Genomic DNA, 11,897 nt, shown 5'->3' on the forward strand with positions numbered 1-11,897 from the left:
ATCGCGGAAGGGGGGTCAGCCCTTGGTCGCGCCTGCCGTCATCCCGGCGACGAGGTGACGCTGGGCGAAGAGGAAGAAGAACGCCGCGGGGATGGCGATGAGGACCGAGGCGGCCGTCATCGGGCCCCAGTTGGCGGTGTACTGGGTCACGAAGGTCTGCAGGCCGCCGGCCAGGGTGAGGTTCTCGTCGCCGACCATGAAGGCGGAGGCGTACGCGACCTCGCCCCAGGCGGTGATGAACGAGTAGAAGCCGGTGACCGCGAGGCCGGGCTTGGCCAGCGGCAGGATGAGGCGCCAGAAGGTGCCGAAGGGGTTGAGCCCGTCGACCCGCCCGGATTCGTCGATCTCGACCGGGATGGTGTCGAAGAACCCCTTCATCATCCAGGCGCAGAACGGCACGGCGATGGTGAGGTACGTGATGATCAGGCCGAGCGGCTGGTTGAGCAGCCCCATCTGTCCCATGAGGTTGTAGAGCGGGACGATGAGGATGGCCATGGGGAACATCTGCGTGATGAGCAGGGTCCACATCAGCGGCTTCATGCCGGGGAACTTGAACCGGCTGACGGCGTATCCGGTGGTGGCGGCGATGAAGACACCGAGGACGGTGGTGATGCCGGCGACCAGGACGGAGTTGCCGAACCAGGTGAAGAAGGAGGTCTCCTCCACCAGGTAGCGGTAGTTGTCGAAGGTGGGTTCCTTGACGAAGTCCGTGGTGATGGCGTGCTTCGCGGGCTTGAGCGAGGTCAGTACGACCCACAGCACCGGGAAGACGGCGATCACGGAGGCCACGATCAGGGTGGCGTGCAGGCCGACGGAGGCCAGCGGGGAGCGCTTGCCGCGCGCGGGGGCCGCCGTGCGGGAGGCCGCCGGACGGGCGGGCGTACGGGCCGACGTGGCCGCGGACGTATCGGAGGTCACGGTCACCACACCTCTCCCTGCTTGCGCAGCGAGCGCCGGTAGACCAGCGCGAAGATCATGAGCAGGGCGAGGATCAGCACGCCCCAGGTGGCGGAGCCGGCGAAGTCGCGCGGGCTCGACACGAAGGCCTCCTTGAAGGCCTGGGTCACCAGGATCTCGGTGGCGTCGCCCGGACCGCCCCGGGTGAGCAGGAAGATCACCGGGAACATGTTGAAGGTCCAGATGGTGGAGAGCAGGATCACCGTCATGCTGACCGAGCGCAGTCCGGGCAGCGTGATGTGCCGGAACCGCTGCCAGGCGGAGGCCCCGTCCATCTCGGCGGCCTCGTAGAGCTCGCCGGGGATCGACTGGAGGCCGCCGAGCAGGGCGACCATCATGAAGGGGATGCCGAGCCAGACGTTGACGCTGATGACGGCGACCTTGGCCCAGGTCGGGTCGTCGAGCCACGGGATGGCGGAGATGCCTCCGCCGTCGAGGAGCTTGTTGAGGATGCCGTTGTCGCGGTTGAAGAGGAACCGCCAGGCGAAGACGGAGACGAAGCCGGGGACGGCCCAGGGCAGGATGAGCGCCATCCGGTAGGCGGCGCGGCCGCGGAACTCCCGGTTGAGCATGTTGGCCAGGACCAGGCCGAGCGTGAAGGTGATCGACACGCACAGCACGGTCCAGGTGACGGTCCACACCAGCCGCTGCAGGAACACCGGGTCGGCGAGGACGGCGGCGTAGTTGTCGAGGCCGACGAACTCGTACGTGGCGTCGATGTGGTTGGCGCCGATCGTGCGGGCGACGTTGCGCTCGTTGGCGTCGGTCAGCGACAGGTAGACGCCGCGGACGAGCGGCCAGCCGATGATCACGCCGAGGACGAGCACGACCGGGGCGACCATGGCCCAGGCGTACCAGTGGGTGGCGAGGGCGCGCCTCAGTCCACCGCGGTTCCCGCCGGAGGCCCTGCTGTCAGTCCAGCGGCTCCGGCCGCGGGCGTCGTCGGTGTGCTCGACGTCGCCCGCGGCCTTCGCCACAGACTGGCTGGTGTGAGCAGCCATCTTCTCGTTACTTCCAGCCCTTGAGGATCTTGCGGAACTCGGTGCCGACCGCCTTGGCCGCGTCCTCCGGGCTCGACGCCCCGGTGACCGCCTTGGTCCACTCGATCTTCAGCGGCTCGAAGAGGGAGCCGTTCTCCGGGATCCAGGCGCGCTCGACGGCCTTGTCCACGGCCGGCTTGAAGAACTGGACCATCTCGCTGGACTTGACGTCCGGCTGCTCGTAGGCGGCGGTCCGGGTCGGGAGCAGGCTCAGCTCCTTGGCGGACTGCACCTGCACGTCCTGCGAGGTCATGTACTCGACGAAGGCGTGCGCGGCGGCGCGGTTCTTGGAACCGGCGTAGACGGCGAGGTCGTGGCCGCCCTGCGGGGAGCCCGCCTTGACGGAGCCGGCCGGGACGGCGGCGACGCCGAGGTTGGCCTTGTCCTTGAACTGGTCGCCGGCGTAGGTGTCGGCGACGGCCCAGGGGCCGTTGATCATCATGGCGACCTCGCCGGACTTGAAGGCCGTCTGCATGTTGTTCCAGCCGTCGGTGGCGTTGGTGATCGCCGCCCCGGAGGTGACCAGGTCGCGGGCGGCCTTGAAGGCCTTGACGCCCGCCTCGTTGTCGACGGTGACCGTCTTGGTCTTGGCGTCGACCAGGTCGCCGCCCTCGCCGTAGATGAACGGCAGCGACCAGTAGGAGTCGTCGCCCCGCAGGTAGTAGCCGGCCTTGCCGGTCTTCGCCTTGATCGCGGCGGAGGCGGTCTTCAGCTCCTCCAGGTTGGTGGGGGGCTTGACGCCGGCGTCCGCGAGCATCTTCTTGTTGTAGAAGAGGCCGAGGGCGTCGATAACCTGCGGGACCGCGTAGGTCTTGCCCTCGAACTTGCCGCTGGCCGCGGCCTGCGCCAGGAACTCGGCGTCGACCTTCTTCGCGGTGTCGGCCGGGACCTCGTCGAGGTAACCGAGCGAGGCGAAGTCGGCGACCCAGCCGACGTCGGCGCGGATCACGTCGGGGGCGTCGGAACCGCTGTTGAAGGCGTTCTTGGCCTTGTTCTGGGCGTCACCGTACGGAATGTTCACGTACTTGACGGTGACCTTCGGGTGCTTCGCGGTGAACGCCTCGGCGATCTTCTGGAAGCTGGCCTTCTCGGCGTCGCCCGAGGTGTCCCACCACGTGACCGTGCCGGAGAGCTCTCCGCCGGCCTTGGTCTCGCCGCTGTCGCCCTTGGTGTCACCGCCGCAAGCCGTCGCCGCGAGCGCCAGGGTCGCGACCAGCGCGGTGGCCGCTATGCCACGCCGCATATGAACTCCTTCGATGATCCCGGCCGCGCCCTCGCGGTCCCGAGTTGCCAGGAACGTAACAAGCCTGAAAGCCGACCGAAAGACCTTGCGGCAATTTTCTGCAAGCACCGCTGATCGTTACATCCGCGTGTCCGTACGGTTGCCGCAGCTTGCTGTTAGTTCGAATGCCCTTCGACCCGTCAGGCCCGCAACCAGGGGGCATGCATGCGCGTTGACCCCGATATGACCCATGAGCTGACCGCGTCCCGGCTTGCAAGCGCTTCCAGCAACGTGTCGGCGAGCGGCGGCTGGTGGCGTGATGCCGTCATCTATCAGGTGTACGTCCGCTCCTTCGCGGACAGCGACGGAGACGGCGTCGGCGACCTGCGCGGGGTGCGCGGCCGCCTGCCGCACCTGGCCCGGCTCGGGGTCGACGCCGTGTGGCTGACCCCCTTCTACGTCTCCCCGCAGGCCGACGGCGGCTACGACGTCGCCGACTACCGGGCCGTCGATCCCCTCTTCGGGGACCTCGCCGACGCCGACGACCTCGTCCGGGCCGCGCACGCGCTGGGGCTGCGGGTGATCGTGGACGTGGTGCCGAACCACACCTCCGAGGAGCACGTCTGGTTCCGCGCCGCCCTCGCCGGGGAGCCCGGGGCGCGGGAGCGCTACTGGTTCCGCCCGGGGCGCGGCGCCGACGGGGCCGAGCCGCCCAACGACTGGGAGTCGGTCTTCGGCGGCCCCGCCTGGACCCGGGTGCCCGACGGCGACTGGTACCTGCACCTGTTCGCCCCCGAGCAGCCCGACCTGAACTGGGACCACCCCGAGGTCGCCGCGGAATTCGCCTCGGTCCTGCGGTTCTGGCTCGACCTGGGCGTGGACGGCTTCCGGGTGGACGTGGCCCACGGCATGGTCAAGGCCCCGGGCCTGCCCGACATCGGCCGCGGCGCCCAGGCCACCCTGATCGGCACCGAGCCGCTCCCCTTCTTCGACCAGGACGGGGTCCACGAGATCCACCGCTCCTGGCGGCGGCTCCTCGACTCCTACGGGGACGGGCGGATCGGGGTCGCCGAGGCCTGGGCCCCGACCTCGGAGCGGCTCGCCCTGTACGTGCGGCCCGACGAGCTGCACCAGGCCTTCAACTTCCGGTTCCTGAACTGCCCCTGGGACCCGGCCGCGATGCGCACCGTCATCGACGAGTCCCTCGCCGCCACCGCCTCGGTCGGTGCTCCGACGACATGGGTGCTGTCCAACCACGACGTGGTACGTCACGTCACCCGGTACGGGGGTGGCGAGCAGGGCCTGGCCCGGGCGCGGGCGGCGGCGCTGCTGATGCTGGCGCTGCCCGGTTCGGCGTACGTCTACCAGGGCGAGGAACTCGGCCTGCCCGAGGTCACCGACCTCCCCGACGAGGCCCGCCAGGACCCCGCGTTCCACCGCACCGCCGGGCAGGACGGGCTGCGCGACGGCTGCCGGATCCCCCTGCCCTGGTCCGGCACCGAGGCCCCGTACGGCTTCGGCGACGGCGGCAGCTGGCTCCCGCAGCCCGCCGGCTGGGGCGCGCTCAGCGTCGCCGCGCAGACCGGCGACCCTCACTCCACGCTGGAGCTGTACCGGGCCGCGCTGGAGCTGCGCCGGGCCCTGCCCGGCCTCGGCTCCCCCGACGCGGGCCCTCTGACCTGGCTCTCCGCGCCCGAGGGGGTGCTCCTCTTCTCCCGCCCCGGCTTCGCCTGCACCCTCAACACCCGGGGGGTCGCGGTGGAACTCCCCTCCCCTGGGCGTCCGGTCCTTTCCAGCGCCCCCGTGGAGACCGACGGCCGCACCGTCCGGCTGCCCGCGGATTCGTGCACGTGGTGGGCTTTCTGAGGCGGCTACCGGTACAGTCCAATCCCGTGACCGCACGGCTAGCCGACATCGCAGCCCAGGCGGGGGTCAGCGAAGCCACAGTCAGCCGCGTGCTCAACGGCAAGCCCGGTGTGGCCGCAGGCACCCGCGAATCGGTGCTGGCCGCCCTCGACGTGCTCGGCTACGAGCGCCCCGTGAAACTGCGCCAGCGCAGCGCGGGGCTCGTCGGCCTGATAACCCCCGAACTGGACAACCCCATCTTCCCGGCGCTCGCCCAGGTCATCGGCCAGGCGCTGACCCGGCAGGGGTACACCCCGGTGCTCGCCACGCAGACCCCCGGCGGGTCCACGGAGGACGAGCTGACCGAGATGTTGGTCGACCGCGGGGTCTCCGGGATCATCTTCGTGTCCGGGCTGCACGCCGACACCACGGCCGACATGGGCCGCTACGACCAACTCCGCGGGCAGGGCGTCCCGTACGTCCTGATCAACGGCTTCTCCGACAAGGTGCAGGCCCCCTTCGTCTCCCCCGACGACCGGGCCGCGATGCAGCTCGCGGTGACCCACCTGACCGCGCTCGGGCACACCCGGATCGGGCTCGCGGTCGGACCCAAGCGGTTCGTGCCGGTACTGCGCAAGATCGAGGGCTTCCGGCTCGGGATGAAGGAGCGGCTCGGGCTCGACGAGGCCGAGACCGAGGAGCTCATCCAGCACTCCCTCTACTCCCTGGAGGGCGGGCAGGCCGCGGCGACCGCGCTCATCGCGCGGGGCTGCACGGCCGTCGTGTGCGCGAGCGACATGATGGCGCTCGGCGCGATCCGGGCGGCCCGGCAGCAGGGACTGCGGGTGCCGCAGGACGTGTCCGTCGTCGGCTTCGACGACTCCCCTCTCATAGCGTTCACCGATCCGCCGCTGACCACCATCCGCCAGCCCGTGCTGGCGATGGGGCAGGCGGCGGTGCGCACGCTGCTGGAGGAGATCGGCGGTACGCCGGCGCCGCACTGCGAGTTCGTCTTCCTGCCCGAGCTGGTGGTGCGCGGCTCCACCGCGTCCGGGCCCGCCCAGCGGCGTACGCCTTAGGGGACAAGGGTCCTCCGCAAGGCGGACCGGCTGCGCCGAAGACCGTCCCGGGGGATGATCGGAGGCGAGAGCGCATCTGGCAGACTCTTGGCCCATGGGTGAAGCGAGCGTGAAGACACTGGAAACCAGGACGGACCTCTCGTCGCCCCAGGTGACCGAGCCGGAGGCCCTGCCTGGCGGCCAGCGCACCCTCGTCGCGCGGCTGCGCGTCCCGCGGCGGCCGCGGATCTGGTTCGAGATCCTGCTCATCGCGGTCAGCTACTGGACGTACTCGCTCATCCGCAACGCCGTACCCGAGCAGAAGGCGTCCGCCCTCGCGAACGCCGACTGGCTGTGGAGCGTCGAACGCACCCTGGGCATCGCCGTGGAGCAGTCGGTCAACCATGCCGTCGACTCGGTGACGTGGCTGATCGTCGGGATGAACTACTACTACGCCACCCTCCACTTCGTGGTGACCATCGGCGTGCTCGTCTGGATCTACCGTTTCCATCCCGGGCGCTATGCCGCCACCCGCCTCGTCCTGTTCGCCACCACCGGTGTGGCGCTGGTCGGCTACTACCTCTACCCGCTCGCGCCGCCCCGGCTGATGAACGGGCAGCAGTTCATCGACACCGTGCTGAAGCACCACACCTGGGGCTCCATGGCCTCGGGCAACCTCAAGCAGATGTCGAACCAGTACGCCGCGATGCCGTCCATGCACATAGGGTGGTCGCTCTGGTGCGGGCTGACGATCTTCGCGGTGGCCTCCGCCCCGTGGGCCCGGATCCTGGGCCTGCTCTACCCGACGGCCACGCTGGTCGTCATCGTCGCCACCGCCAACCACTTCTGGCTGGACGCCGTGGGCGGCATGCTCTGCCTGGCCTTCGGGTACACCGTCTCGCGGGCCTGGTTCGGGTCGCTGCCGCACCGGCTGCCCCGCCACCCCGAACCGGCGGGCCCGCACCCGGTGACGGCCCTGCTGAACGGAAACCTGAACCGCTTCCGGCGCTAGTTCCGGCGCTGGGTTCCGGCGGCGGCCCTCGTCGGCTACACCTCCCGGTGGGTGATCCGGCCGCCCGAGACGGTGAGCCGGACCGGGGCCTCGGCCAGTTCGTCCGGCGGGGTGTCCACCGGGTCTAGGGCGAACGCCGTCAGGTCGGCCCGGTATCCGGGGGCGATCCGGCCCGCCACCCTTTCTTCCCCGGCCGCGAGCGCGGCGTGCGAGGTCATGCCCTCCAGGGCCATCAGCCCCGTCAGCGCGCGCCCGGCCGCGGCGGCGCCGAGCGGGCTGCGGGCGGTGGCCAGCACCTGGCGGGCGTCGTGATGGGCGATCGGCCAGTCCGAGCCCAGTGCCAGCACCGCGCCGGCGTCGCGCAGGTCCCGACAGCGCCAGGCCCGGGCGGCCCGGTCCTCGCCCAGCCGCTTCGACCACTCGTCGCTGTGGTCGGCCCGCGTGTACGCGGTGTGCGGCGGCTGCATCGAGGCGATCACCCCCAGTTCCGCGAACCGCTTCAGCTGGTCGTCGGGGACGGTCTCGATGTGCTCGATCCGGTGGCGCATGCGCGCTTGCCCGCCGAGGCCGGACACCGTGTCGAGGACGTGCCGGACGGCGGCGTCGCCGATGGCGTGGGTCGCGGTGCGCACCCCGGCGGCGTCGAGGACCCGTACCGCCTCGGAGTAGGCCTGCGGGTCGGGCCAGAAGGCGTCGGTGCCCTGACCGTGGCAGTCGGCGTGCTCCAGCCAGGCGGTGCCGCCCTCGACGGTGCCGTCCATGAAGAACTTCACGCCGCCGACCTGCCAGTGGCGGCCGCCGAGCCGCTGGAGGTCGATCAGGGCGGCGAGCTCGTCGGGGCCGGCGCCGGGCATGCACCAGGGGGCCAGCCGGAGCCGCAGCGGCAGCTCGCCCTCGTACTCGACGGTGGCGAGGAGGGCGGGTACGTCGCCGTCGCCGAGGTCCATGACGTGCGCGCCGGTGAGGCCGGTGGCGGCCATGTCGCGGAGCAGGGCGACCAGTCGCGAGCGCCGTTCGGCGGACGAGGGCTTGGGGGCCAGGGCGCCCACCAGGTCCATGGCGGCGTGCTCGACGAGGTGGCCGGTGGGGGCGCCATCGGGGTCGCAGACGATCTCGGAGCGCTGGGCGAAGGCGCGCGGGCCGGTGATGCCCGCGGCGGTGAGGGCCGCGCCGGAGGCGAGGGCGGAGTGGCCGTCGTAGAGGCGCAGGAAGGCGGGGGCGCCGGCCAGCGCCTCCTCGATCCGGGCCTTGTCGACGGGGCGGCCGCCGAAGGCGTTGTGGTCGAGGCCGTATCCGAGGACCCAGCCCCGGGAGCGGGGAGCGGCGAGCAGGGCGGCGCGCAGCTGGTCGAGGTCGCGGACGCCGGAGAGGTCGGTTCCGGTGGCCATCTCGACCCCCCAGACGGGGTGGCTGTGGGCGTCGGTGAGACCGGGGGTGAGGGTGGCGCCGCCGAGGTCGAGCACCTCGGTGGCGGGGCCGCGCCAGTCGCGTACGTCGCGCTCGTCGCCGACGGCCACGATCTCGCCGTCGCGCAGGGCTACCGCGCGGGCCTCGGGGCGGGCGGGGTCGAGGGTACGGACGCGGGCTCCGGTGAGGACGGTGTCGGCAGCGGGCACGGCGTTTCTCCTTCGGCATCGGGTACGTCGGACGCGGGTGCGGGCGCGGGCGCGTGGTCGGGCTCGGGCTCATGGTCGGGCTCGGGCGCATGGTCGGGCTCGGGCTCGGCGGCGAAGCGGGCGTAGGTCTCGGGGCGGCGGGTCTTCAGGCGCTGGGCGAGTCCGAGGCCGCCCAGGAAGACGGCGGGGACCAGGGCGACGAGGACGGTGTTGACGGTGGTGGAGGCCATGGTGAACAGGCCGACCTTGGAGACGACGAGGAAGATCGCGACGGCCAGCAGGGCGGCGGCGGTGACGGGCGCGACCACGGTCCGCCAGCGGCCCTCGTCGTGCGCGACGCGCCGGAAGTAGACGGGTACGGCGATCGCGGCGAGCAGCATCAGTGCCATCAGGCCGATCATGCCGGGGGTGTTCACCCAGAGCAGCAGCTGCTGGTACGGGTCGGCGCCGGCCAGCGCGAAGGCGAGCACGATGACGGCGCCGAGGGCGCTCTGGGCGAGGCCGGCGACGTACGGGGAGCGGTGGCGCGGGTGGACGCGGCCGAGGACGGCGGGCAGCACGCCCTCTTCGGCGAGGGCGAGGGCGTAGCGGTTGATGGCGTTGTGGAAGGCGAGGAGGGAGGCGATGACGCTGGTGACGATGAACAGGTGCATCAGATCGGCCGCCCAGGGGCCGACGTAGGTGGTGATCGCGGCGAAGAAGAGACCGCCGGGGTCCTCGGTGGCGGCCGCGACGACCTCCTCGGCGCCGAAGGCCTGGATGACGGTCCAGACGATGAAGGCGTAGAAGAGGCCGAGGAAGGCGACGGCGGTGTAGGTGGCGCGCGGGATGGTGCGGTCCGGGTCGCGGGCCTCGCGGCGGTAGATGACGGTGGACTCGAAGCCGGTGAATGCGGCGAAGGCGAAGGCCAGGACGGCGGCGGTGCCGGGGACGAGGACCGCGCCGGGGGCGAAGGAGCCGGCGGAGAGCCCGTGGGCGCCGCCCTCGATCAGGACTCCGACCGCGAGCAGGACGAGTATCCCGGTCTCGGCGACGAGCAGGACGCCGAGCACCTTGGCGCCGAAGTCGATGGAGCGGAAGCCGCCGTACCAGACGAGGGCGAGGCCGGCGAGGGAGACGGGCAGCCAGGGGACGTCGAGGCCGCCGAGGGCGTGGGCGGTGTCGGCGGTGGTGGTGCCGAGGAGGCCGTAGACGCCGATCTCCATGCCGTTGTAGCCGACGAGGGCGAGCAGGGCGGCGCCGATGCCGACGCGCTTGCCGAGGCCGCGGGCGATGTAGGCGTAGAAGGCGCCGGCGCTGCGGACGTGGCGGCTCATGGTGGTGAAGCCGACGGCGAAGACGGCGAGGGTGAGGCCGGCGAGGAGGTACCCGGCGGGGGCGCCGATGCCGCCGAGCAGGATCGCGACGGGGGCGACGCCGGCCATGACGGTGAGCGGGGCGGCGGCGGAGATGACGAAGAAGGAGATGTCGGCGGTGCCGAGCGCTGCGCGGCGGAGCGCGGGTCGCTCCGCGGGGTGGGGCGGCTGCGGCGTTTCGGGCATGCGGGAGCACCCTTCTGCGAACGGCGGGCGTCGGGAGGCCGAAAATCTAAAGGCTTTCGGTTCGCGGCAATGTAGCCTCCGGTTTTGGCGTACGGGAAGACCTGACAGTGGGAGAAATCGATGGGACGGCCGCGGACTCCACTCCTGGACCGGGAGCGGATCGCCGCGACCGCGCTGCAACTGGTCGCGGAGCAGGGTGAGTTCAGCGTTCCGCAGATCGCCCGGGCGCTGGGGGTGCAGACGGCTTCCGTATATCACCACGTGGACGGCCGGGCGGGCGTGGTGGAGCTGGTACGGGAGCGGGTGAGCGCCGGTATCGCCGACGAGGCGCTGGCGCTGGAGCCGTGGGACCGGGCGCTGGAGGCGTGGGCGCGGTCCTACCGCGCGGCGTTCGCCGCGTACCCGCGGGCCATCCCGCTGCTGATGACCACACCGGTGCGGGCACCGAAGGTGCTGGCGCACTACGAGCGGGCGGTCGGGATGCTGCTGGCGGCGGGGTTCCGTACGGAGTCGGTGATGCCGCTGCTGACGGGCCTGGAGAACCTGGTCCTGGGCTCGGCCCTCGACCTGGCGGCCCCGGAGGCGATGTGGGAGCCGTCGGAGCGAACCCCGCAGCTGGCCCGAGCCCTGGCCACGGTCGGCCCGGCCCGCGCGGACGAAGCCTTCGACCTGGGCCTCGCGGCGTTCCTGGCGTACGCGCGGGGGCTGTTGCCGGCCTGAGCGGCGGCGGTCGGGGCCGCGGCCCAGCCGGGGGCGCCCGGCTGGGGGCGCCCGGCTGGGGGCGCCCGGGCGGGGGCGCCCGGGCGGGGTCCGACGGCCTCGGGGAGTGCTCCCCGCTCGCGGGGATGGCGATAGCATCAGTATCGGGGAATATTCCCCGGTACTTCGCGGGAGTGGGGATCCAGGCATGACGGTCGAGAAGACGCCCGGTGAGCGGCCCGCCCCGGTACGGCGCGACGCGCGGCGCAACCGCGACCTGCTCGTCGCGGCGGCCCGCGAGGCCTTCGCCGCCCAGGGCCTGGACGCCCCGCTCGACGACATCGCCCGCCGGGCCGGCGTCGGCAACGCCACCCTCTACCGGCACTTCCCCGGCCGCGCGGCGCTGGTGAACGCGGTGTTCGAGGGCGCGCTGGCCGGCACGATGAGCGCCGGGGAACAGGCGCGGGCCGCCGAGGACGCCTGGACCGGCCTGACCGGCTACCTCGGCGCGGTCTTCGCGGTCCTGGCCGCCGACCGCGGCACCAACGACCTGATGACCACCGGCCTCGAAGGGGTGCGCGCGCTGGACGACGTCCACGCGCACAACCGGGAGACCATGGAGCTGCTGCTCGCCCGGGCCCGGGAACAGGGCGCGGTCCGGGCCGACGTCACCACCGAGGACCTGCTGCTCGCCCTGGCCGTGCTCGGCCGCGCCGTCCCCGCCCTGACGACCACCGGCCCGGACGGCTGGCGCCGGAGCCTGGCACTGCTGCTCGACGGGCTGCGCGCCGCCGGACCGGCCGCCGCGCTGCCCGGCCCGGCCCCTTCCCCCGACGAACTCGGCGAGGTCCTGCGCGCCATGGGTCCGCACGGGCGTTAGGGCCGCCCGGGCATCGGGGCGCCCGGG

General features: G+C 72.2%; 10 protein-coding genes. 5 read left to right on the plus strand and 5 right to left on the minus strand.

Going from position 1 to position 11,897, the window contains the following annotated elements; translation table 11 throughout:
- Nucleotides 1-15: 15 nt before the first annotated feature.
- Genes OG982_RS07665 through OG982_RS07675 form a run of 3 tightly spaced genes read right to left on the minus strand, consistent with a single transcriptional unit; the run spans nucleotide 16 to nucleotide 3,240 of the window.
- Nucleotides 16-924 carry a sugar ABC transporter permease gene (locus OG982_RS07665; protein WP_266788580.1) on the minus strand — a complete coding sequence of 303 codons (909 nt, stop codon included), beginning with the start codon at nucleotides 922-924 and terminating at the stop codon, nucleotides 16-18.
- A complete protein-coding gene (locus OG982_RS07670; RefSeq protein WP_266788578.1) occupies nucleotides 921-1,958 on the minus strand; it encodes a carbohydrate ABC transporter permease in 1,038 nt (345 codons plus the stop codon). Before OG982_RS07670 ends, OG982_RS07665 begins: the two co-directional genes overlap by 4 nt.
- Before the next feature lie 7 nt (nucleotides 1,959-1,965).
- Nucleotides 1,966-3,240 carry an extracellular solute-binding protein gene (locus OG982_RS07675; protein ID WP_266788576.1) on the minus strand — a complete coding sequence of 425 codons (1,275 nt, stop codon included), beginning with the start codon at nucleotides 3,238-3,240 and terminating at the stop codon, nucleotides 1,966-1,968.
- A gap of 222 nt (nucleotides 3,241-3,462) precedes the next feature.
- Here OG982_RS07675 and OG982_RS07680 point away from each other — a divergent pair, with 222 nt between their 5' ends.
- The 3 genes from OG982_RS07680 (at nucleotide 3,463) to OG982_RS07690 (ending at nucleotide 7,134) form a co-directional block, all read left to right on the plus strand.
- Nucleotides 3,463-5,085, plus strand: a complete 1,623-nt coding sequence (locus tag OG982_RS07680; protein WP_266792129.1) for a glycoside hydrolase family 13 protein — start codon at nucleotides 3,463-3,465, stop codon at nucleotides 5,083-5,085.
- Between the two features lie 26 nt (nucleotides 5,086-5,111).
- Nucleotides 5,112-6,143, plus strand: coding sequence for a LacI family DNA-binding transcriptional regulator (locus tag OG982_RS07685; protein ID WP_266788574.1), 1,032 nt, complete (start codon nucleotides 5,112-5,114; stop codon nucleotides 6,141-6,143).
- 94 nt (nucleotides 6,144-6,237) lie between these two features.
- The gene (locus OG982_RS07690) at nucleotides 6,238-7,134 is read left to right on the plus strand and encodes a phosphatase PAP2 family protein (RefSeq protein ID WP_266788573.1); all 897 of its coding nucleotides are present in this window, start codon (nucleotides 6,238-6,240) and stop codon (nucleotides 7,132-7,134) included.
- Nucleotides 7,135-7,169: 35 nt separating this feature from the next.
- On the opposite strand, the gene OG982_RS07695 is transcribed toward OG982_RS07690, so the two are convergent.
- Nucleotides 7,170-8,750: an amidohydrolase gene (locus OG982_RS07695; protein ID WP_266788571.1), complete on the minus strand. Its 1,581-nt coding sequence runs from the start codon at nucleotides 8,748-8,750 to the stop codon at nucleotides 7,170-7,172.
- The gene (locus tag OG982_RS07700) at nucleotides 8,672-10,291 is read right to left on the minus strand and encodes an amino acid permease (protein WP_266788569.1); all 1,620 of its coding nucleotides are present in this window, start codon (nucleotides 10,289-10,291) and stop codon (nucleotides 8,672-8,674) included. Before OG982_RS07700 ends, OG982_RS07695 begins: the two co-directional genes overlap by 79 nt.
- Before the next feature lie 120 nt (nucleotides 10,292-10,411).
- On the opposite strand from OG982_RS07700, the gene OG982_RS07705 reads away from it, so the two are divergent.
- Together OG982_RS07705 and OG982_RS07710 are read left to right on the plus strand one after the other, a co-directional pair.
- Entirely contained in the window at nucleotides 10,412-11,011 is a 600-nt protein-coding gene (locus tag OG982_RS07705) for a TetR/AcrR family transcriptional regulator (protein WP_266788568.1), read from the plus strand.
- 187 nt (nucleotides 11,012-11,198) lie between these two features.
- Nucleotides 11,199-11,870 (plus strand): TetR/AcrR family transcriptional regulator, encoded by a 672-nt coding sequence (locus tag OG982_RS07710; protein WP_266788566.1) that lies wholly within the window; start codon nucleotides 11,199-11,201, stop codon nucleotides 11,868-11,870.
- Nucleotides 11,871-11,897: the final 27 nt, after the last annotated feature.

Origin of the sequence: Streptomyces sp. NBC_01551, from assembly GCF_026339935.1 — a bacterium.
In the GTDB taxonomy this organism is placed as follows: domain Bacteria; phylum Actinomycetota; class Actinomycetes; order Streptomycetales; family Streptomycetaceae; genus Streptomyces.